Origin of the sequence: Trichococcus pasteurii (assembly GCF_900112935.1) — a bacterium.
Lineage (GTDB): Bacteria > Bacillota > Bacilli > Lactobacillales > Aerococcaceae > Trichococcus > Trichococcus pasteurii.
Map to the genome: position 1 here is coordinate 280,376 of NZ_FONM01000002.1, position 23,602 is coordinate 303,977.

Annotated in this window: 17 protein-coding genes; 2 read left to right on the forward strand and 15 right to left on the reverse strand. The window is 45.3% G+C overall.

The genetic code is table 11. The features are described from left to right. Positions 1 to 106: 106 nt before the first annotated feature. The 5 genes from BM184_RS03610 to opp3b all read right to left on the reverse strand — a co-directional run bounded on the left by BM184_RS03610 (position 107) and on the right by opp3b (position 6,011). Positions 107 to 1,756 (reverse strand): peptide ABC transporter substrate-binding protein, encoded by a 1,650-nt coding sequence (locus tag BM184_RS03610; RefSeq protein WP_086941492.1) that lies wholly within the window; start codon positions 1,754 to 1,756, stop codon positions 107 to 109. A gap of 160 nt (positions 1,757 to 1,916) precedes the next feature. Further along, on the reverse strand, positions 1,917 to 2,861 hold the full coding sequence (locus BM184_RS03615) for an ABC transporter ATP-binding protein (RefSeq protein WP_086941493.1): 945 nt from the start codon (positions 2,859 to 2,861) through the stop codon (positions 1,917 to 1,919). Continuing rightward, complete coding sequence (locus BM184_RS03620) at positions 2,861 to 4,006, reverse strand: ABC transporter ATP-binding protein (RefSeq protein WP_086941494.1); 1,146 nt, start codon at positions 4,004 to 4,006, stop codon at positions 2,861 to 2,863. The genes BM184_RS03615 and BM184_RS03620 overlap by 1 nt, the downstream gene beginning before the upstream one ends. Positions 4,007 to 4,017: 11 nt before the next feature. Further along, on the reverse strand, positions 4,018 to 5,064 hold the full coding sequence (gene opp3C / locus BM184_RS03625; protein WP_068560760.1) for an oligopeptide ABC transporter permease: 1,047 nt from the start codon (positions 5,062 to 5,064) through the stop codon (positions 4,018 to 4,020). Between the two features lie 2 nt (positions 5,065 to 5,066). Continuing rightward, positions 5,067 to 6,011 (reverse strand): oligopeptide ABC transporter permease, encoded by a 945-nt coding sequence (gene opp3b, locus BM184_RS03630; RefSeq protein WP_068560758.1) that lies wholly within the window; start codon positions 6,009 to 6,011, stop codon positions 5,067 to 5,069. Between the two features lie 169 nt (positions 6,012 to 6,180). On the opposite strand from opp3b, the gene BM184_RS03635 reads away from it, so the two are divergent. Further along, positions 6,181 to 6,543: a DUF3899 domain-containing protein gene (locus BM184_RS03635; protein ID WP_086941495.1), complete on the forward strand. Its 363-nt coding sequence runs from the start codon at positions 6,181 to 6,183 to the stop codon at positions 6,541 to 6,543. A gap of 54 nt (positions 6,544 to 6,597) precedes the next feature. On the opposite strand, the gene BM184_RS03640 is transcribed toward BM184_RS03635, so the two are convergent. The 9 genes from BM184_RS03640 to parE form a co-directional block, all read right to left on the reverse strand. Beyond that, positions 6,598 to 8,274, reverse strand: coding sequence for a peptide ABC transporter substrate-binding protein (locus BM184_RS03640; RefSeq protein WP_086941496.1), 1,677 nt, complete (start codon positions 8,272 to 8,274; stop codon positions 6,598 to 6,600). Between the two features lie 360 nt (positions 8,275 to 8,634). Further along, positions 8,635 to 10,638 carry a type I pullulanase gene (pulA, locus tag BM184_RS03645; protein ID WP_086941497.1) on the reverse strand — a complete coding sequence of 668 codons (2,004 nt, stop codon included), beginning with the start codon at positions 10,636 to 10,638 and terminating at the stop codon, positions 8,635 to 8,637. 140 nt (positions 10,639 to 10,778) lie between these two features. Further along, positions 10,779 to 11,732, reverse strand: a complete 954-nt coding sequence (locus BM184_RS03650; protein ID WP_177208523.1) for a magnesium transporter CorA family protein — start codon at positions 11,730 to 11,732, stop codon at positions 10,779 to 10,781. 145 nt (positions 11,733 to 11,877) lie between these two features. Further along, on the reverse strand, positions 11,878 to 12,702 hold the full coding sequence (locus BM184_RS03655) for a metallophosphoesterase (protein WP_086941499.1): 825 nt from the start codon (positions 12,700 to 12,702) through the stop codon (positions 11,878 to 11,880). A gap of 94 nt (positions 12,703 to 12,796) precedes the next feature. After that, positions 12,797 to 13,726: a manganese-dependent inorganic pyrophosphatase gene (locus tag BM184_RS03660; RefSeq protein ID WP_086941500.1), complete on the reverse strand. Its 930-nt coding sequence runs from the start codon at positions 13,724 to 13,726 to the stop codon at positions 12,797 to 12,799. Positions 13,727 to 13,826: 100 nt separating this feature from the next. Further along, complete coding sequence (pflA, locus tag BM184_RS03665; protein ID WP_086941501.1) at positions 13,827 to 14,588, reverse strand: pyruvate formate-lyase-activating protein; 762 nt, start codon at positions 14,586 to 14,588, stop codon at positions 13,827 to 13,829. 163 nt (positions 14,589 to 14,751) lie between these two features. Next, complete coding sequence (gene pflB, locus BM184_RS03670; RefSeq protein ID WP_086941502.1) at positions 14,752 to 16,980, reverse strand: formate C-acetyltransferase; 2,229 nt, start codon at positions 16,978 to 16,980, stop codon at positions 14,752 to 14,754. Positions 16,981 to 17,279: 299 nt separating this feature from the next. Next, positions 17,280 to 19,715: a DNA topoisomerase IV subunit A gene (parC, locus tag BM184_RS03675; RefSeq protein WP_086941822.1), complete on the reverse strand. Its 2,436-nt coding sequence runs from the start codon at positions 19,713 to 19,715 to the stop codon at positions 17,280 to 17,282. Between the two features lie 26 nt (positions 19,716 to 19,741). After that, positions 19,742 to 21,811, reverse strand: coding sequence for a DNA topoisomerase IV subunit B (gene parE / locus BM184_RS03680; protein ID WP_086941503.1), 2,070 nt, complete (start codon positions 21,809 to 21,811; stop codon positions 19,742 to 19,744). A gap of 182 nt (positions 21,812 to 21,993) precedes the next feature. Here parE and plsY point away from each other — a divergent pair, with 182 nt between their 5' ends. Next, a complete protein-coding gene (gene plsY, locus BM184_RS03685; protein WP_086941504.1) occupies positions 21,994 to 22,599 on the forward strand; it encodes a glycerol-3-phosphate 1-O-acyltransferase PlsY in 606 nt (201 codons plus the stop codon). Positions 22,600 to 22,696: 97 nt separating this feature from the next. Here plsY and BM184_RS03690 read toward each other — a convergent pair whose 3' ends face one another. Further along, positions 22,697 to 23,569, reverse strand: a complete 873-nt coding sequence (locus BM184_RS03690; protein WP_086941505.1) for an aldose 1-epimerase family protein — start codon at positions 23,567 to 23,569, stop codon at positions 22,697 to 22,699. Positions 23,570 to 23,602: the final 33 nt, after the last annotated feature.

The window sequence follows — 23,602 nt, forward strand, 5'->3', positions numbered from 1 at the left end:
ACTTGAGAGGCTTGCGTCAGTTTTTTTGTTGCGTAGAAATGTTACCGGGAAACCCAAAGAAGGGCCAACTCAACCGAGTCGGCCCTTCTTTGGGTTCTAATCATTCTTATTCTTCGATATACGCTCTGCTCAGGTCAAATTCATTTCCCACTGAATTGAAGATGATGCCCTTCAGGTTAGGGTTTCTGAGTTGTGTTTCTGCTTCTTGGTAAAGCGGGATGATCGCTGCATCTTCCATGATCAGCTTGTGGGCAGCCATCAGGTCAGCCCAGCGCGCTTCAGGATTGTTTGCGTTTGTAGTTTTTGAAGAATCGATCAAAGCATCAAATTCCGCATTCGCATATTGTCCTTCGTTATAAGCAGATGTGCTGTACAGCAAGTCCATGTAGTTGATTGCATCGGCAAAATCCGCTCCCCAACCGGTTTGCAATAGATCGAATTCATCTTGATTCGCCAATTCCAAACGATTTTTCTTAGGTACATTGCGCAATTCTACAGAGATGCCTTCCAAATTGTTTTGGATTTGGCCTTGGATGTATTGGCTGATTTTTTTGTTCTTTTCATCATCGTCCCCAACTAAGGAGAAAGTGATTTCCTCAACGCCTAATTCAGCTTTAGCTTCAGCCCAAAGTGTTTGCGCTCGTTCTACATCATATTCCAGGTAAGAGCCTGCTTCAGCGGCAAAGTCTTCGCCGGTTGTCGGGTTGCTGACAAAATCAGCCGGCAGGAAACCGCCGATTGCTGTCGAACCGTCGCCGATTACGCTATCGACCAATTCATCACGATTGATGACAAGTCCGATGGCTTCTCTCAACTTCGCATTTTGCAGATAGACGTTGTCGTGGTTGAATTCGATGTACGCCGTGCGGGCTTTCTTCTGAACGACTACGTTAGGGTCAGTCGCCAATTGTTTAACCAATTCGCCGGTCACTTGTGCATTGTCGACTGATCCTTGCTGGAACAAGTTCACGACAGTGCTTGTTTCTTTGATTACCTGAACGTTGACTTCTTCCAACTGCACTTCGTCAGCTGCGTAGTAATCTTCGTTCTTCACAAGATCCCAAGTCAGGCCAGTGCCGTCCCAGTTCTCGATCGTGAAAGGTCCATTAGCCAAAATATTTTCGCTGCTTGTTCCGTACTTATCGCCTTTTTCAGTCACAAACGCCTCGTTTTGAGGGAAGAATGCGCTGAATGCCAATAACGATTCAAAGTAAGGTGTCGGCTGCGTCAACTCGATTTTGATTTCAGTGTCGCTTACAGCGATTACGCCCAACTCAGCAGGATCCATTTCTCCAGCCATGATCTCATTGGCATTTTTGATGGTCTCAGCCAAGTATGCGTAGGACGCCCCTGCTTCCGGATCCACCAATCTTTGCCAAGCGAATACGAAATCATTGGCTGTCACAGGCTCACCGTTTGACCAGACAGCATCATCGCGGAGTTTATAAGTATAAGTCAAACCATCTTCCGAAACAGTGCCGGCTTCCGCAGCGATTGCCGGTACTGGCTTTCCGTCCGCATTGATTTTCAATAAGCCTTCGATGGCATGGCTGATGTAATTCGAACTGTTGATGTCCGTCATCAGTGTCGTATCCAATGTTGCCAATTCGGTCGGTGCCGTATAATTGACAACTTGTCCGCCTGCACCTTCGCTTGCTGTATTTCTTGCGCTGTCATCCGTTGCGCCGTCTCCTCCGCATGCAGCCAGGATGACAGCTGTTGTAGCCAAAATGAAAGAACTTCTCAATCTCCTCATGTATCTCTCTCCTTTTTCTCGTCGTATTTTAATATTATACTACAAAAAATCAGGATATTCCATAATAAATGGGGATTATTATCATACAAAATTCATAAAACTTTCATTTCATTAATTTTCTATGGCAAAAAAGCCCGGAACAAATTCCGGACTTTTTATGTCAGTAATTTTCGTATTTTTCTTTCAACGATGGAACGTCGGACTCGCGGCAGTAAACAAAATGCCCTGGAACGATTTCTCTCATTGCTTCCGGCTCACCGTTATCTTCACGAGGGACATAGGTGAAGCGGGTGCGGTTGCGCTCATAAACCGGATCCGGCAGCGGTATGGCCGATAACAGGCTTTCCGTATAAGGATGTAAAGGTTTGTTGTAAACGTCGTCTGCAGGCGCTAATTCGACCAATTTGCCGAAGTACATAACGCCGATGCGGTTGCTGATGTACTTGACCATCGACAGATCATGCGCGATGAACAAGAAAGTCAGCTTTTGTTTTTTCTGCAATTCCATCAGCAAGTTGACCACTTGCGCCTGAATGGACACGTCCAAAGCGGAAATGGGCTCATCGGCAATGATCAGTTTTGGATTCACCGCTAAGGCTCTGGCGATTCCGATACGCTGTCTCTGGCCACCGGAGAATTCATGCGGATAACGGGAAGAATGGTCTTTATTCAATCCGACCAAATCCAGCAATTCCGCAACCCGGTCATCGACTTCCTTCTCGGTAGTCGCAAGTCCGTGGATTTTCAATCCTTCGGCAATGATGTCGCGTACTTTCATACGTGGATTCAAGGATGCATAGGGATCCTGGAAAATCATCTGCATGTCTTTACGGAAAGCCAGTTGCTCTTTTCTTTCATGCAGTGTATGGATTTCGGTGCCATCAAAAAAGATTTCACCGGAAGTCGGGTTGTACAAGCGGATGATTGCGCGACCTGTAGTCGTTTTTCCGCAACCGGATTCGCCTACCAAGCCGAGTGTTTCGCCTTCATATATGTCAAAGGAAACATCATCAACAGCCCGGACTTCATTCTTTGTGCCGACGTTGAAATACTGCTTCAAGTTTTTTACTTCCAGAATCTTTTTCTGTCCTGTTGTGTCATACATTACAGCAGTCCTCCTTTCTCAGTGAGTTTTGAATCGATTGTTGGGCCGTTGTCGTGAGGCAAAACAGCCGGTTCTTTATCTGCAGTGTCCATCACTTTCAATTCATCGGAAGGCGCAAGGTTCATTTCAGAGAAAGTCGCACGTCGATTTATGATGCCCTCTGGAGGATTCACGGGCGGTGCATCGGGATGCAACAACCAAGTAGCAGCTGAATGGGTACCGGATACCTTAAAGAATGGCGGATCGTACAAAGTGTCGATTTTCATCGCATATTCGCTCCGGGGAGCAAAAGCATCACCAGTAGGCGGATCCAACAAGTCCGGAGGTGTTCCAGGGATCGCATACAGCGTTCCTTGCGTGTCCAATGTTGGCATCGAGCTTAACAGTCCCCATGTATACGGATGTTGCGGATTGTAGAAAATTTCATCAACAGTCCCTACTTCGACGATTTTGCCGGCATACATGACGGCTACGCGGTCTGCGACGTTCGCCACTACACCCAAGTCGTGGGTGATGAAAATGATCGATGTCTTGATTTTTTGCTGAAGATCCTTCATCAATTCCAGGATTTGCGCTTGGATGGTAACGTCAAGCGCTGTAGTTGGTTCATCCGCGATCAATATGTCCGGATTGCAACCCAAGGCGATCGCAATGACGATCCGTTGGCGCTGCCCGCCCGAGAATTGGTGCGGGTACTGTTTCATACGCTTGGCAGGATTCGGTATACCCACGAGCTGCAATAGTTCTTCAGCTTTTTTGTAGGCTTCCTCTTTGCTGATGTTTTGGTGCTTGATGATCGGTTCAGCGATTTGCTTGCCGATTTTTTGAGTCGGGTTCAAAGAAGTCATCGGATCTTGGAAAATCATTGCGATCTCCGAACCACGGATCTTCTGCATTTCTTTTTCGGTTTTGTGCACTAGATCTTCGCCCTTGAACAAAATCTCACCGTGTTCAATGTTGGCGTTGTTTGCCAATAGACGCATGATGCTGCGGCTAGTCACTGATTTACCAGAGCCGGATTCACCAACGATGGCTAATGTTTCACCTGGCTTCAGGTCAAAACTGACGCCACGGATAGCTTTTACTTTACCTGCATAGGTATCAAAAGTAATTTGTAGGTCTTTTACTTCCAATATATTTTCCATCTGGTTACCTCCTAATCTCTCATTTTTGGATCGAACGCGTCACGAAGTCCATCAGCCAATAAGTTGAAGCAAATCATGATGACGCTCATGATTCCGGCTGGATACCACATCAGATGCGGCAAGAAACGGAATGTCTTGTAGCCATCGTTGATCAATGTACCAAGCGATGCATTCGGAGCAGGGATACCGATACCGATAAAGCTCAGGAATGCTTCGAAGAAGATTGCCGATGGAATCGAGAACATAACTTGAATGATGATGACACCCGCCAAGTTTGGCAGAATGTGTCTGAAGGCGATTTTCATCGGTGATTGACCCAACGTGCGGGCAGCCAGGATGTATTCCTGATTTTTCAATTTCAGAGTTTGCGCACGGACGACACGCGCCATCGAAAGCCATTCAGTCAAAGCCAAAGCAATGATGATGGAACTGATGCCGGGTTTCAAAACAAGCAACATCAAAATAACGACTACCAAGTTAGGCACGCCGGAAAGAATTTCCAGAATACGTTGCATGATATTATCTACTTTTCCGCCCAACCAGCCGGATGTCAGTCCATAGACAACGCCGAGTGTCAGGTTGAATAAGGCTGCCATGAAAGCAATAAACAAGGATACGCGGGTACCATACAGGATCCGTGACAACAAATCGCGTCCCAGGCTGTCCGTACCGAGATAGTAGTAAACATCCTCCGGAACGTTGGATGCCTCATACTTATCGATGACTACGCCATTCTGTTTCACGGTTCCGTTCAAACCATTGATATCGATGCCGGGAATCTTCGGTGGCATATTGGCGTACTGGACAGTTTGCGCATTCGGGTCATGCGGTGCGATGACAGGAGCCAACAAACTGGACATGCTGATGATGATCAAGATGATCAAGCTGACCATGGCAACTTTGTTTTTCTTCAGACGGCGCCAAGAATCCGCCATGAAACTCAGGGAAGGCGCTGAGATTTTTTCTTTATCCTGCATACTTGATTCGGATGCCGATTCGAAAAGATCTTTCGTGATTGTCGGCATAGCTGAAGTATTGCGTAATTCATTCTCACTCATTCTTATTCCCCTCCTTCTGTGGCGACTCGGATACGAGGGTCGATGATACCATAAAGGATGTCAACCAACAAAATGACGATTACCAACATCGTCGAATACATCATCGTGACACCCATGATTGTCGGATAGTCATTCGTCAAGATGGATTTTACGAATTGTTCCCCGATACCAGGGATGGCAAAAATATTTTCAACAACCATCGAACCGGTCATCAACCCGACTGTCATTGGTCCGATGATGGTGACCAACGGAATCAGCGCATTACGGATACCGTGCTTGAATGCGACTTCCCAACGGCTCAGTCCTTTTGCCCTCGCGAGTTCGACATAATCGCTTCCCAATACATCGACCATTTCAGTTCGCATAAACCGGGCCGAATCGGCCAGCGGCGAAATGCTCAAAGCGATTGTAGGCAGAATGGAAGAACGGAAGCCTTCATTCCACAAAGCGATCGGCAACACTTTCAACCAAACTCCGAATACCAATTGCAGAATAACAGCAAAAACAAAGTTAGGAATCGAACGGCCGACGATGGCTGTCAAAGTGGCAACGGTATCCACCCAAGTCCCTTGTCTCATCGCTGCGATCACACCCAGCACAATACCGAGGATCGTCCCTATAATAACTGCTTGAAGCCCTAATTGCATGGAAGGTCCTATTCTGCTGCTCAGCAAATCCGTAACCGGAGTATTGTTGAACTGGAATGAAACACCCATGTCTCCACGTAATAGTCCAAAAATGTAGACTGCGTATTGCACCAAAATCGGCTTATTCAGTCCATACTTCTCATTCATGATAAAAATTTGTTCCTCAGATAACTTGTCTTGGTTACTGTATGGTGTACCCGGCAAAGCTTTCATCAGAAAAAAAGTTATCGATGCAATCAAAAACAACGTAATTGCCATATATAAAATACGCTTGCCGATGTACTTTGCATAACTTTTCATCGTTTGTCATCCTCCATTATTTAGTTTTTTTGTAAATAGCACCTGATAGTATATCATATTTAAATATACAAAAAAGAAAATGAACACCAAATCAAATCATATTTTAATTGAGTTTTCTTTCTTTTTTTTGTACATTTAAAATTGAGAAAACAAAAAGGAGCCAAAATAAGTGAACTTCACAAAAAAAAACGCACTTGTCTCATTATTCATTTTTATATGTGCACTGATTTATCAACTGATTAAATACGGATCCTTAAGCTGGACCGGAACATCCAACATCCTGTTTATGATAGCGGGGCTTTTGTTGATCATCGGTTTATCCGGACTTGTGTTGGCTTCCGGAAGTTTCGATTTCTTTCACTACAGCGTCAGAAAAACGCTCAGAAGAGAACCAAAGGAGGATGGCTTCAGGGAACCATTGAATCCGCAAGCTCTATCATCTTCTGTCGGGAAAAGTTATCAAAATGTCCTGACTATCGGTCTTTTGCTGTTGGGGATCAGCATTATCTGTCTCTGGGATTATATTTTATAAATAAAACATCCATCTGGCATGAATGTATGCCAGATGGATTTTTTATTGCCTTAATTAATCCACGTTCTGTGTTCCAGAATTTGAAGCCCATTTGTATGAGTAGTCAGCACCGACTAAGTGCTCGCCCAAATCTGTGACATACGGTTTTTGCAGAACTGCATAAGAACGTTGATACAGAGGAGCGATACCCGCATCTTCCATCAAGATCTTTTCAGCAGCAAGCAGGCTAGCCCATCTTGCATCAAGGTCAGTCACGTTTGTGCGTGCTTCATTGATCAAAGCATCGTATTCAGCGTTGGAGTAACCGGATTTGTTGTTGCCGTTTTCTGTTTGGAACAATTCCAGGAAGTTGATTGGGTCAGCATAGTCAGCTCCCCATCCAGCCAATTCGATATCGTATTCGCCGGAAGTATCAGCTTCAAGACGGACTTTGAAAGGTACATTACGCAAGGTTACAGTCAAGCCAGGCAGGTTTGTCTGTAATTGGCTTTGCAGGAATTCAGAAGAACGTTTTGCGTTTTCTGTATCATCACTCAACAATTCCAAAGTGATTGATTCAACACCCAATTCAGCCAAGCCTTGTTCGAAGTATGTTTTAGCTTCTTCAGCATTGTAAGTCAGAAGATCGCCATTTTGTTCACGGAAGTCTTCGCCAGTTGAAGGATCCAAAGCAAGTTTTTCAGGAACCAATCCGTTTGCAGGAATGGAGCCGTTCTGCAATACAACGTCAGCATACGCCTGTTTGTCGAAAGCCATAGCCAAAGCTTTACGGATGTTGGCATTTTGTAATGGTGTGCCTTCTCTTTGTTGGTTGAATTTCAAGTAGAATACAGAAGAAGTCGGCATTGTGTGCATTTCAGCATCGCCAGTTCTTTGAGCTACGTATTCCCCAGTCAAGATCATGCGGTCGATAGCGTCTGTATCATACAGATTCAAAGCAGTGGAAGTTTCTTTGATTACTTCTACGTTGATTGCATCCAATTTTACAGCGTCTTTATCCCAATACTCTGCATTTGGTTCATAAGTCCATGATAAGCTGGCTGCATCCCAGTTAGCTAATACAAATGGTCCGTTGTACAATAAAGCATCGCTGCTTAATGCGTATTGGTCGCCTTGTTCTTCAACAAAGGCTTGATTTTGAGGGAAGAACATAGCCAACGTCAAAAGATCTTTGAAGTATGGCACTGGAGAAGTCAATGTGATTTCCAACGTTTTTTCGTCGATTGCTTTGACGCCTAATTCTTCAGGCGCAACTTCACCCGCTATGATCTCAGTTGCGTTAGCGATAACGCCGTCCATCATGTAAGAATAAGAAGCAGCCGATGCAGGATCAACCAATTTGCGCCATGAATAAACAAAGTCATCTGCCGTTACAGGCTCACCGTTTGACCAGTTTGCTTCATCACGGATAGTGAAAGTGTAGACTAAACCGTCTTCGCTGACTGTAGGATCTTCTGCTGCGATACCTAATTCAACCGTTCCATCCAAACCTTGGCGATACAGACCTTCATTTACGTTGCTTAAAGCAGTAAACGCAACTGTATCTGTAGCTTGTACAGAATCCATTGTTGGGATTTCAGCGCTTTCAATCAGATTTAACACCTGATCGCTGCCGTTCGCACCTGCTGACTCTGATGAATCGGCCGTGCTTCCCTCTCCGCCGCATGCAGCTAATACAAGTGCGGAGCTTAAAGATAATAACACTAAAGATGATAGTTTCTTGTTGCCCATATTTCTTTTCCCCCATTCCCTCTGTTTCTATAATTTCTATAGTAAGCTTAATTATAGTTGTGACTGTTATTAAAATCAAGTTTGGGAATTTAATAAATTGATTAAAATTAGATTAATATATTCATATTTACGATATTCTTGGCTCAATATATCTACATTGGTTGTATATTGAGAATCTAACACGACATGTCAGAACATTAAAATTTTTATGAAAACGGAGCCAAATGTTGTTAAAAAGGCAAACGGAATAACCAAACATTTGTTTATTAATAAACATCGATTTAATATCTGAATGTTGATATATTTGCATGATAAAGAGATATTCAATCGTTCTCACGAAAAATAAATGTGCACTGCTGTTTAAATGTTCTTTTTGTTCTGATTTTCTGCATACAATACGGAAGTTGTATGGGCTTTGACCAGGATTTTTTCCATCATGGCAGCTTCAGCCTTTCGCTCCAGAAAGACTTGGTTGTCTTCAACAAGGATGGCATACTTTCCCTTCTCCACCCGGAAGACCGTATCGTTTCGGTTCGCATTGAAAATGACGATGTACTTTTTTCCTTCGTTTTCTAAGGAAAAGGCCACGATGTTGAAATTTTCGCTGAGCGTCGTGAAATGGGCGTCAATTTCTTCGTGGGTATGCAGGCGGAACAGATATTCACTCTTGCGCAAGGCAATCAGACCTTTGACGTAGACCACTGATTTCTGGAACGTCGTCACCCGTTCCCATTCAAACTGATTGATTTCGTCGGGTGAGTTGTAGCTGTTGGCCACCCCTTCTTTTGTCCTCAAAAATTCCTGTCCGCCGTGGATAAAGGGAACCCCCTGCGAAAGCAAGACGATGCTTGTTGCCAATGTATGCCTTTTTATGCGCACCTCTTCACTGTCATTCGGATTGGACCGCAACAGTTTATCGTAGAGCGTCAAATTATCATGAGCTTCCACATACTGGATGACTTGTTCCGGATCGACATAACTGCTGTGGCTGGATAAATGCATGGCGCCCTTTATGTTCCGGAGCAGCAGATCTTCCTGATAGTTTTTGCCGCTGATGAAGCCTCTGTCCTTTTCGTCCCCGAAATCGCTGCCTTTCAATGCTACCCGGATCGAATCGTTGAAGTGGGCGATCCTTGGCATTGCCTGCGCATTCTTCTGGGAAGCTTTCAAGTCCTCCGGTAGCGGCGTGGTCATTTCCCATCCCTCTCCGATGATGATGATGGACGGATCGATTTTATCCAACGCCTCCCTGATCGCATTCATCGTGACTGAGTCATGGATGCCCATCAGATCGAAGCGGAAACCATCGAGATGATACTCTTTTGCCCAATACTTCACGCTATCGATGATATACTTGCGCATCATATGCCTTTCGGAGGCCGTGTCATTTCCGACGCCCGTTCCGTTCGCCAGCGAACCATCCGCATTGTAGCGATAAAAGTAACCCGGAACGGTCCTTTCCAAAGCCTGATCTTTCGGATCGTAGACGTGGTTATAGACGACATCCATGATCACCCTCAAGCCATTGTCGTGCAACGTTTGGATCATTTGCTTCAGTTCGACGATCCTGTTGACTGGCTCAAATGGATTGCTTGAATAAGAACCTTCCGGTACATTATAGTTCAGCGGATCGTAGCCCCAATTGTATTGCGGTTCCGTCAGATTCGCCTCATCGACTGTGGCATAATCGAACATCGGCAAAACCTGGATATGGGTGACGCCCAAATCGATCAGGTAATCCAAACCCGTGCTTATTCCGCTGGGATTTTTAGTGTTTTTTTCGGTCAAACCAAGGAATTTGCCTTTATTCCTTATTCCGCTCGTTTCGGATATGGAAAAATCCCTGATGTGCAGCTCATAGATGATTGCCTCTTCCGGAAGACCGAAGGCCGGCAATCGGTCACCCCACCCGTCAGGATTCGTCCTTGTCAGATCCGTAATGACCGATTTTGTGCCGTTCACCGTCGTCGCACGTGCATAGGGATCGATCGTAATGGATTCGCGGTTATTCAGGAAGAGAATCTTATAGACATAAATCGTTCCGTGCTGATCACCGGGAAGGTAAGCCTCAAAAATCCCTTTGGGTTTCTGCACCATCGCTATTTTTTGAGAAGGCTTCTTGATGGAATCATCGGCATACGTCCAAACTTCCACCGTCTTTGCTGTAGGAGTCCACACCCTCAATAGCGTGCCTTCTTTTTCGTAAAGCGCTCCCAGGTCTCCGTCATAGGAAAAGTAGTTGTCAAAATCATTCGATCTGACGAACAGAAACATCTCCTTGTCGATGGTTTCTTTGTCCCGCTTATCGCTGAAAAGTTTTTCCAAATCGTAGCTCTCCAACCAACTCTGGAAATCCTCTACCATACCGCATCACCTCCCACATATAGTATACCAACCAAGGACAACTTCCTGTACTGAAAAGGCATAGCAAAAAGCGTAACCGACAGAAATAATTGCCGCTTACGCTTCATTGCGATGTCACCTGTCTATATTCACATTCCATGTCAGAAATAATCTTTCTTTTTCAACCAGTAAACCGTCAAAAAGCAGATGAAGATTGTGATCAGACTGGTGATGCCGAACGCCCACGGATGATTTTCGAATGGCAGATCGACATTCATGCCCCAGAACCCTGCCATGATGGTCGGGATCGTCAGGACGATGGTGATAGAAGTCAAAACTTTCATGATGTTGTTCAAGTTATTTGTAATCACGCTGGAAAATACTTCGCTCAACTGATCGATCATCTTGCTTGATTCAGTGACCATCACTTCGGCTTGATTTGAGATATCCGTGATATCACGCAGCAATTCTTGGCTTTGCACATCATCCCCTAAAACAGCTTCATGGATTGACTCCGTTATCAAAGGGTGATTTTTGTTGATGGATGTCTCAAAATAAACCAAACTCTTATGCAGGGCAATCAGCTTATAAAAGTATTCGTTATGGGTAGCACTGGTTATCTGAATCTGCAGGTCTTCGATGATGCCATCGATTTCTCTCAGATGACGAATAAAACTCCTTGTCAATTCCCATAATATGTATAAGATGATGTGATGCTGGGTTGTTGCTGGTTCGTTTTTGAAAGACTCATTATTCATGATATGCGTCAAAAAAGAAGGCGTCTCTTTGCAGACTGTGATCAATGTGTCATTGACTCTTATGATAGACAAAGGATACGTATGGTACTCCGTGTATTTTTCCTGCACCGATCGCATTTTGGGGAAGAGGACGATCAGAAGATTAATATCCTCCCCTGCACCATTTTTGACTTTCTCTTGCCGTGGGATCTCATATTCGTCCAGCGAATCCATGATGTAGTCCTTTGGGATGCCGAAAATAGCTACCAGATCCTCAACGTCTTCGTTGCTCGGATTCTCCACATGAATCCAATCAGCCGCTTTCCAATCCTTCGTCTGCGTATATACCCCTTTATCCGATAAGTTGAATGATCTCACGCGAATCCACCTCTAACCTGTATTAATCTAACTGTATCAACCTACAAGATAAGCATAACTTATTTTTGGTAAAAGGAAAGTAATAACCCTCTCCAAAAGAGTGAGCGCAATTCGATCACAAAACCCATCGAGGGCAAGTTGCCACTCAGTTGTCAATTGTGAATTCTTCCATAGTATAGGCCATTTCGATGTAAGGATCCTCCGTATACCAATGCCGGGCACTGCCAAGGCATGCGCAATAGAAGGTCGTATCTTCCTCATACAGCATTTTTCGGAAGTGTACATGCCCCATGATGCTATGCACAATCGGATAACGATCGTACAATTGCATATAGCTTTTGCTGCCGAGGAAAGCATTGTAATAGTCATACACCGGATGCGGGAGCGGGATGACAAATTGCGGATGCGTCACAACATGTGTCATCATGATTATTTTCCGGTCGCCGACTTCTTTCAAGTCGCTTTCCAGTTCCCCTTGCATGGCTGTTGCAACCGCGCGATCATCCTTTGACCAATGCACATACCGGCGGTCATTCCAACCACCGACTTTCAGTTTTTTCTTGGAAAACTCTGCTATAGTATAGCGGTCACTGGCGAAGCCATAATCATACCAGCCCGGATTCCCCACCACTGCCCATTTATCCCCGATCAAAAATGGATTCCCGACAGGATTTTCGTCCCGCTCCTTGAACAACTGATAGATGCGGTCCGTGTCCTCTTCATGGTTGCGGATGGACCAAAAGTCATGATTACCCGGTACGAATTGGATTTTCGAAACGTTGTGATCACGCATCCTATCCAGGAAAGCAAAGGTATCGTGGTAATCGGAAGAGACATCCCCCGCCAACAATAACAAGTCGATTTCTTGATTATAGAGCAGTTCCGCCAAGAGATAGTCATACGTTTGACCCGGCGCCAGTTTTTTCGCATTAGAATCGATATGAAGGTCTGACATTACACCAATTTTCACGTCCTCAACTCCCTTCTTTTTCTTGGCCTAAGTGTTAAAAAAGCAGAGATGCACTTCAGATTAACTGAGTTGGATCTCCGCCCTTTTATAAAAATTATTTTGAGAATGCTTCCGTCAATGGTGGAACAACTTGTTTCTTACGTGAAACAACACCCGGCAACAACGCAACATTTTCGTTCAACGAGACGCCGAATGCGGATGCGACTGTGTCCAAATGTGAACCGACAGCCAATAAGGCAGAATCGCTGTCAATGATGTTTGTGATCACCAACAAGAACACATCATAACCTTGAGCGGCGTTTTCTGCTTCCATAGCGGAAACCAGTTCAACTTGTCTTTCCAGAACATCCTGCACGTCTACAGTGTTCACTTGTGCGATGCGGACGTTTTTATCGCCCATCGGGAATGATTTAGCGTCCAAAGTCAGCAATTCCGCGATCGATTTGTCATCCAAATTCGTTCCGGCCTTCAGCATCGCAAGGCCATATTCGTTCATGGAAACACCAGCGATTTCCGCCAATTCTGTTGCCGCTGCTTCATCTTCCGGAGTGCAAGTCGGTGATTTGAACAACAGGGTATCAGAAATGATGGCAGAAAGCATCAAGCCGGCGATGTCGGCAGGGATTGCGATGCTCTTTTCCTTGAACATTTTATAAAGGATTGTATTTGTGCAACCGACAGGCTCTGCACGGTAATACAAAGGGTTGGCCGTTTCGAAGTTCGCGATGCGGTGATGATCCACCACAGCATATACTTCGACATCTTTGATGTCGCTGACGCTTTGTTGCGCTTCGTTATGGTCAACCAAAGCAACCGTATCCGTTTCGTTTGCCGCAGCCTCGATGACGCGCGGAGCCTCTGTCTTGAATTGTTTCAGAGCGTAGGCTGTTTCTTCGCTCGGCAGGCCAAGAGCCACAGCCTCTGCTTCGATTCCGTTATGATTCAGATAGTAGGCGTATGCGATTGCAGATGTGATCGCATCCGTATCCGGATTTTGGTGCCCAAAAACTAACAGTTTTTTCATTCAATTCACTCTCTCTTCCATTGTCTTAATTTATCATAATAAAAAAGGAAGAAAAGAGCAACCGCAATTCTCTTTTCTTCCTTGAAAAAATAGTATTATTTTACAGATCCAAGTAACCTTTATAGTCTTCTGTATGCAGCAGTTTTCTGGCATTTTCGACGCGCTCGGCGGTAGGTGGATCGATTCCCTCCAACTGATAAGGGATGCCCAACGTTTCCCACTTGTAGACGCCCATTTTATGGTAAGGCAGAATCTCCACTTTGACGATGTTTTTCAATGTTTTCAGGAAAGCATCCAGTCGGATCAAGAAATCATCATAGTCAGTCCGCTCTGGGATCAGCACATGACGGACCCAAATCGGTTTATTGATTTCCGACAAATATTTTGCCAGCTCGATGATGCTTTCGTTCGGCCACATTGTCAGTTCTTTGTGCTTCTGGCTGTCGATGTGTTTGATGTCCAACAGGATCAAATCGGTCACAGCCAACAATTTATTGAATTGGCTGAAGAAAGGTTCATCATAAGTGAACGGCAAGCCGCAAGTGTCCAATGTCGTATGCACACCTTGCGCTTTGGCTTTCGTGAACAACTCGATCAGAAAGTCGATCTGCAGCAACGGTTCGCCGCCGCTGACGGTAATGCCGCCTTTTTGTCCCCAAAATGGCTTGTATTGCAAGGCCATGTTCAGCAATTCATCGCTGGTCATCTCGTTGCCGCCACCGATGTTCCAAGTGTCCGGGTTATGGCAGAATTGGCAACGCATGCGGCAGCCTTGCATAAATATAATAAAACGGATTCCGGGTCCATCGACGGAACCGAAACTCTCTGTTGAATGCACAAATCCTTTTAAGGGTTCAGTCATTTCAAAAAACTCCTCTGTCGTTTATTTCTTAATCTCATTGTATCTCGCATAAGGAATATTTCCTATCAAAAAGAGCGATTTTTCGCTCCCTTTGATAGAAAACGGATGAATCATATGATCCATCCGTTTAAATTTATAAGATTAATATGCAAGTTGAAGCAGATTACATCATTTCGTGCATTGTACGGTTGATTACGTCCAATTGTTGTTCGCGGGTCAACTTGATGAAGTTAACAGCGTATCCGGAAACTCGGATAGTCAATTGTGGGTAGTTTTCTGGGTGATCCATAGCGTCAAGCAATGTTTCACGGTTGAATACGTTGACGTTCAAGTGGTGGCCGCCTTTAGCGATGTATCCATCCATCATTGCAGTCAAGTTTTCTTTTTGAACTTCTTCTTCACGTCCCAAAGCTTTAGGGATGATTGAGAATGTGTTCGAGATACCATCCAATGAATATTTGTAAGGAATCTTAGCTACTGAAGACAAGCTTGCCAAAGCGCCGTGTGTATCTCTTCCGTGCATTGGGTTAGCACCAGGTGCGAATGGTTCGCCGGCTTTACGTCCGTCTGGCGTGCTACCAGTTTTCTTACCGTAAACCACGTTAGAAGTGATTGTAAGGATAGAAGTTGTAGGGATAGAGTTGCGGTATGTTTGGTGTTTTTTAACTTTGCCCATGTATTGTTTCAACAAGTCGATACCGATTTGGTCAGCGCGATCATCGTTGTTACCATATTTAGGGAAGTCGCCTTCGATTTCGAAGTCAATTGCAATGCCGTTTTCGTCGCGGATAGGTTTAACTTTCGCGTATTTGATAGCTGAAAGTGAATCGATTGTAACTGAGAAACCAGCGACACCAGTTGCCAATGTGCGGACAACATGTGTATCATGTAAAGCCATTTCTAATGATTCGTATGAATATTTATCGTGCATGTAGTGGATAACGTTCAATGTATTCACATACAAAGCTACGATCCAGTCCATCATAACATCGAATTTTTCAGCAACTTCATTATAATCAAGGTATTCTGAAGTGATTGGTTGCAATTTAGGTCCGACTTGTTTTTTCTTCGTTTCGTCAACCCCGCCGTTGATTGCGTAAAGCAATGTTTTAGCTAGGTTAGCACGCGCTCCGAAGAATTGCATTTGTTTCCCGATTCTCATCGCGGATACGCAGCAAGCGATACCGTAGTCATCGCCCCATTCAAGGCTCATGATGTCATCATTTTCGTATTGGATAGCGCTTGTTTCGATAGACATTTTAGCACAGTATTTCTTGAATCCTTCAGGCAATTTAGTTGACCAAAGAACTGTCAAGTTAGGCTCTGGAGCTGCTCCCAAGTTAGTCAATGTGTTCAAGAAACGGAAGCTTGTTTTTGTAACCATTGAACGGCCATCATGTGCCATACCAGCGATTGATTCAGTAACCCATTGTGGATCTCCTGAGTACAACTCTTGGTATTCTGGCGTACGTGCAAATTTGATCATACGTAATTTCATTACGAAGTGGTCAACGATTTCTTGTGCTTCTTCTTCAGTCAATGTTCCGTTTTCCAAATCGCGTTGGATATAGATATCCAAGAAAGTTGAAGTACGGCCTAATGACATTGCAGCACCGTTTTGTTGTTTTACAGCAGCCAAGTAACCGAAGTATAACCATTGGAAAGCTTCCTTAGCGTTTGTTGCTGGTTTGGAAATATCGAAACCGTAGATGTTTCCTAATTCTTTCAATTCTTTCAAAGCTCTGTATTGTTCGCTGAACTCTTCTCTCAAGCGGATGATTTCTTCAGTCATCGTGCCGTCGCCGATTTTAGCGAATTCATTTAATTTGTCTTGCATCAAGAAGTCAACACCGTATAAAGCTACACGACGGTAGTCACCGATGATGCGTCCGCGGCCGTATGCATCTGGCAAGCCAGTGATGACGCCGGTTGTTCTTGCTGCACGCATTTCTGGAGTATAAGCGTCAAATACGCCTTGGTTGTGTGTTTTTCTGTAATCGCGGAAAATCATTGAAACTTCTGGATCAACTTTGTAGCCAGCTTCTTCACAAGCCTGTTCGCTCATGCGGATACCGCCGAAAGGCATCAAGCTGCGTTTAAGTGGTTTTTCAGTTTGGAAACCAACGATTTGCTCTTTTTCTTTGTTCAAGTAGCCTGCTGCATGAGATGTAATGGAAGATACAACTTTTGTATCCATATCCAATACGCCGCCAGCTTCTCTTTCTTGTTTTGTAAGATCCATAACTTGATCCCATAATTGATTTGTAGTTTCAGTAGGACCAGCCAAAAAGCTTTCGTCGCCTGTGTATTCAGAGAAGTTGCTGATGATGAAGTCTCTTACGTCGACTTCTTCTTTCCAAGTTTTTCCTTTAAAACCTTGCCATTGTTCCATTATATGTTCCTCCTAAAGGTGCTTTCACATTGTGATATGTGTAACAGGTTTCTACATGAACATTATAACACGTACAGATAAAAGTGCAACAACTATCAATCTTTTTTTTGAACTTTTTGTAAATTTTTCGAAAACATTTTTAAAACGTTGGTATATAAGCTTTTTCGAATCTCAAAAAATGATTTTGACTTTCGATTAGTTAGTGAAACCTTTATTTTGACAAAAAATCTGTTTCATAAAAAAACGGAAACTGTGCTATTACACAGTTTCCGTTTTGGCATTTCGTTTATAACAGATAATTAGAAAATTCTAATTTGTGAAAAATCAAACTCTTTTTCGATGTCCGACACTTCGCCATCGGTCTTCTCGTTGATTGCGAAGCTGCCGTTGGAATACCTAGGGCTGAACGGAATCTCTTTGCTTTCCGCCACAATGCTCTTACTAGCCGTCGTACGGATCGCATAACGGTTAGGCATCGATAGATCGCAATCCATAAAGACGATGCGATGCGGCTTGGCCTTCAATTCCTTCAGCAGCATCAATCCCCGTTTCGCTCGACCCAAAATCGGGACTTCTCCGGATTTGAATTTTTTGATGTTCCCTCTTTGCGTGACCACAAGGATCGGGAATTCCTCATCACCTTCTTTAAAGGCAGCGCCCCCGACCACCAAGTCCCCATCCTTCAGGTTGATGGACTTTACTCCGCTGGCGCGCGTTCCGATGATGCCCACTTCATTCACGGCGTAACGCAGGCTGAATCCGAAATGGGTCACCAGCAGAACATCATAATTTTGTTTATCCTCCAAGCGTTGGATGGAAACAATCGCATCCGTCTCGCTCTTCATCTTCATGGCGACCGCTTTTTTGTTTCTGTAGCCACGGAAGGTCCGGAAGTCGCTCATCAGCGTCTGTTTGATGTATCCTTCTTTTGATATGAAAAGGATTGTCCCGGTCGGTTCGCTGTTGTTCGGGATAATTTCTACGCTGATGATTTTCTCTTCCGGTGCGAAGGGAATGTTCTGCGAGATATGATGCCCCGTATCTTTCCATTTCAATTCCGGCAACTCATGCACCGGGAAATGAAGATAGTCTCCCTTGCTGGTGAACATCACAATCGCATCAAGGGTCGATGCTTTCCCGACAAAAAGAGGCTTATCGCCTTCACGCAATCCGACTTCTTCGATCGTCGACGCTCCAAAAGAGCGTAGGCTGGTGCGCTTGTAATAGCCCTCTTTTGTGATTACGACAACGACTTCTTCTACCGGCACGAGAACTTCCGTATCGATTTTGATTTCTTCGATTTCATGTTGGATCGTAGTCCGGCGAGGATTCGCGTATTGTTTCTTGACTGCCGAGAGTTCTGTCTTCATAACAGCGTACAACGTTTTTTCCTGTTTCAGGATTTCGTGGTAGGTCGCAATCTGCTCGTTCAGTTCCAACTTTTCGTTCTGCAGGGCAGTTATATCCGTATTGGATAGACGGTACAGCTGCAAGGAAACGATCGCTTCCGCCTGCGGTTCCGAAAAAGCATACTGCTTCATAAGATTCTGTTTTGAGTCCTTCTTGTCTTTGCTGTCACGGATCAATTGGATAACCTCATCAAGGATCGAAATGACTCTGATCAATGCATCCACGATATGCAGGCGCGTTTCCGCTTTCCTCAGACTGTACTTCGTCCGGCGGGTGATGACGATTTTTTGGTGGCGGATATAGGCTTTCAGGATTTGGTGCAAGCCGACTTGCATCGGGCGGCGTTCATCGATTGCGACCATATTGAAGTTATAGTTTACTTGCAGATCTGTATTTTTGAGCAGATAGTTGAGGATCCCTTCCGCATTTGCTTCTTTTTTCAGTTCGACAACAATCTGCAGCCCCGTGCGGTCTGATTCATCCCGCACTTCGGCGATCCCTTCAATCTTGCGGTTGATGCGGATTTCGTCCATACGCTTAACTAGCGTCGCTTTGTTGACGTCATAAGGGATTTCCGAAATGACGATCTGCTGTTTGCCGCCGCGGATGCTCTCGATGGACGTGCGCGAACGTACGACTACTTTCCCTTTGCCGGTTCTGTAGGCGTCCTTCAATCCATCCAAGCCCTGAATGATCGCCCCGGTAGGGAAATCTGGCCCTTTAACATATTTCATGAGCGCTTTGAGCTCCGCATCAGGGTGATCGATCAGATGCAAGGTCGCATCGATGACCTCCCCTAAATTATGCGGCGGGATATCGGTCGCGTAACCGGCGGAAATACCGGTGGCGCCGTTCACCAAAAGATTCGGGTATCTGGCGGGCAATACTGTAGGCTCCTGATCGGTATCGTCGAAGTTCAGCACAAAGTCTACGGTCTCCTTATCGATGTCGCGCAACAGTTCTGCTGAGATTTTTGACAACCTGGCCTCGGTATACCGCATCGCAGCGGCTGAATCCCCATCCATACTCCCGTTGTTTCCGTGCATTTCGACCAATACTTCCCGCATTTTCCAATCCTGGCTCAACCGGACCATCGCTTCATAGACACTGGAATCCCCGTGCGGATGATAATTACCGATGACATTCCCGACTGTTTTTGCCGATTTGCGGAAGCCTTTGTCCGAAGTGTTTCCGGCAACATCCATCGCGAACAGGATCCGTCGCTGAACAGGTTTCAGCCCATCGCGGATATCAGGCAATGCACGATCCTGGATGATGTATTTCGAGTATCTCCCGAAGCGGTCCCCCATTACGTTTTCGAGCATCAGCTCTTTGATTTCCAGATTATCCACTATAGTTCACCACTTTCAAAATCTAACGAAATTTGTTCCATATCATGAGCGATTTGCTGATCAGAAGTTTCCTTCTTCACTTTCTCCTGCAGGTGTGCCTGCCCATTATCGGGCGTCGGTGCCATGTCCTGCTCCAGGATGCTCTTATCATCAGCCATCGAAAATTCGACATGCTTCTCGATCCATTTCCTTCGCGGTTCGACTTTATTTCCCATCAGCGTCGTGACCCGGCGCTCCGCTTGGGCTTTGTCATCGATGAGAACCCGGATCAACGTTCTGGTTTCAGGATCCATTGTAGTATCCCACAGCTGATCCGCGTTCATTTCCCCGAGTCCTTTATAGCGTTGCAGGATGTAACCCTTACCGATGATGTCGATTTTTTCCTGCAGCTCCTTTTCGGTCCATGCGTATTCGATCTTTTCGTTTTTGCCGAAGCCCTTGGATATTTTATACAGGGGCGGTTGCGCGAGATAAATTTTTCCGGCTTCCAGCAACGGTTTCATGTAACGATAAAAGAAAGTCAGCAACAGGATCTGAATGTGCGCACCATCCGTATCCGCATCCGTCATGATGATGATTTTGTCGTAATTGCAATCCTCGATTTCGAAATCCGCACCGACCCCTGCACCGACCGTGTAGATGATCGTGTTGATTTCCTCGTTTTTCAATATATCCTGCATGCTCGCGCGTTCCGTATTGATGACTTTGCCGCGCAGCGGAAGTATCGCTTGGAACTTACGGTCGCGCCCTTGTTTGGCGGATCCACCGGCGGAATCACCCTCGACCAGATACAGTTCGTTCTTTTTCGGATTTTTGCTTTGCGCAGGCGTCAGCTTGCCGGACAACAACGATTCGTTTTTTTGCCTTTTTTTGCCGTTACGCGTTTCTTCACGGGCTTTACGCGCTGCATTTCTTGCCTCTCTGGCTTTCAGGGATTTTCTGGCAAGCATTTGGGCTGTTTCGCCATTTTCGGTCAGATAGATGCTCAGTTTTTCGCTGATGAGTCCATCAACGGCTGCCCGTGCTTGCGGGGTGCCTAATTTTTCTTTCGTTTGGCCTTCGAATTGGAGCAGGTTCTCCGGTACACGCAGGGACAACACCGCCGAAAGGCCCTCACGCACATCGCTGCCTTCGAGATTCTTTTCCTTCTCTTTGATCAGGTTCATCTTACGGGCGTATTCATTGAAGGCTTTTGTTATCGCTGTCTTGGCGCCGGTTTCGTGCGTGCCGCCATCCTTGGTGCGGACGTTGTTGACGAACGAAAGGATCGTCTCCGAATAGCCGTCGTTGTACTGGAAGGAGAACTCAATCTCGATCCCATCGGCTTCCCCGCTGAAATACACCACATCGTGCAATGTATCCTTTTCTTCATTTAAGTAAGCAACGAATTCCTTGATCCCTTCTTCGAAGAAAAAAGTATCGCTTTGTTCGGTACGTTCATCTTTCAGCGTGATGGTTAAGCCTTTCAACAAAAAGGCTGATTCGCGGAACCGTTCCGCCAAAACCTCATAGGACAGTTGCGCTGTTCCGAAAACTTCCTTGTCCGGTAAAAAGTGAATCAAAGAGCCCGAGCCCTTTGAGGTGCTTTTTGATTTGGTCAATTTGCTGGCGGGTTTTCCGCCATCCTTGAATTTCATTGTATAGACTGTGCTCTCGCGGGTGACCGATACTTCCAGCCACTTGGATAACGCATTCACGACGCTTGCACCCACTCCGTGCAGGCCGCCTGATGTTTTGTATCCGCCCTGGCCGAACTTACCGCCAGCATGGAGAACGGTGAAAATGACTTGGATTGTAGGCACACCTGAAGCGTGCAAACCAGTCGGCATGCCGCGGCCATTATCCTTCACGCTGATGCTTTGGTCTTCATGAATCGTGATATCGATCTGATCGGCAAACCCCGATAAAGCCTCGTCGACTGCATTGTCGACTATTTCATATACTAAGTGATGCAAACCGCGCGCATCAGTCGAACCGATGTACATCCCGGGACGTTTCCTGACTGCTTCAAGTCCTTCCAACACTTGAATGGAGTCATCATTGTATTTAATCTCTTTATTTTGTGCCATAAAAAAACTCCTTCATATCTGTTCTGAACCGAACATCTATTCTATCATACTGTATAACTTTCACTTTGAAAAGTATAAAAAATGCGGCGGAATTCTGCCTCCTATAGGAAAAATGCGGATAAAATGGTAAAATGAACTAGAATTGTTTTATATTGGAGTATCAACTTAGGAGTGAAGTGAGAATGACAGCAATCATCATCGTCCTGGCCTATCTTTTGGGATCCATCCCTTCAGGCATCTGGATCGGAAAATATTTTTATCATACAGACATCCGCAAATACGGCAGCGGGAACAGTGGAACAACCAATACCTTCCGCGTGTTAGGAAAAAAAGCCGGCATCATCGTCCTGATCATGGACATGCTGAAAGGTTCGGCGGCAACCTTATTGCCGATTTGGCTGGGAGTCGATATCCATCCCTTGTTGGCCGGAGTTGTTGCAGCATTAGGGCATACTTATCCCCTGTTTGCTGGATTCAAAGGCGGCAAGGCCGTTGCCACAAGCGCCGGTATCCTGTTGGCCTACAATCCGCTTTTTTTTGCAGAAGCCATCGTCGCTTTCATCATCTACTTGTACTTTTCCAGAATGGTCAGCCTATCCAGCATCCTGGCCTGTTTTACAGCGGTCACACTTTCCTTCTTTTTTAAGGATTGGCCATTGACGATCGTTACGATCCTTTTGACGATCTTCATCATCTATCGCCATCGTTCCAATATTTACCGGATCAGAAATGGCACGGAAAGCAAAGTGCCTTTCGGCTACAAAGCGAAGAGCGCTAAAGAAAAATAACCGAATAAGGCGGGGCCGTAAATCGTTGCTGATTTACGGCCCCGCCTTTTTCAGACCCAAAGATAAACGTTGTTGGGTTCAGCTGATGAACAACAGTCTAGAAGAATTCAATCCGATGGACATAATACCGTTTATTTCCGGGCTCAAGTGATTGGATGGCTGTTTTGCGTTCCAGCTCTCCGTCCGAATCCGACCGGTCAGCAAGTCCACACCAAGGTTCCAAACAAATATATGTGGCGTCTTCCTGAGGCTTTGTCCAGATGCCTAAGTAGTCGAAATCTTCATAGGACATCGTGGCACCATGTTCCCCCTTATCGGATGCCAGCGTGACAGTGGTCGGTTCCGGTGTTTTGAAAATAATGGCATCATTAAGGAAGAGGTCCCGTTGCAATCGGAACTCGTTCAGTTCCACTGCAACCGTTTTGTCCGCTGCGAGGTAGGGTCCCTCCAGGAACAAGCGATCGCGGGAAGTGTCAGGAGTCATCTTGACGTAGTAATCCTCGAATGCTTCACCTTCCATCAACGGCACATTGAAGCCTGGATGTCCACCGATCGAGAAATACATCTTGTCTGCATCAAGGTTCTTCACTTTGTAGCTGACCGCCAGCTGATTCTCGAATAATTGATAAGTCAACTGCAGTTCAAACAAAAACGGATAAACATCTTTGAAATCACCATTCGGAGCAAGGATAAACGTGATGCTGTCGGACAGCCGCTCATGCACCGAAAATTTCGAGTCGCGAGCAAAGCCGTGTTGCCCCATTGTGTAAGTGTTGCCGTTATGTCGAAAGGAATCATCCTTCAGGCGTCCTACGAACGGAAAAAGGATAGGAGCATGCCTGTTCCAAACTTTTTCATCAGCTTGCCAAATATATTCGATGCCGGTTTTCTTTGCGATTACACTGGTGATTTCTGCACCTTTATCTTTTACGGTTACCGTAAGATGCTGATTCTCGATTACAAACTCCATTACATTTCCCCCTAGTTTGGCTTTACACCATTT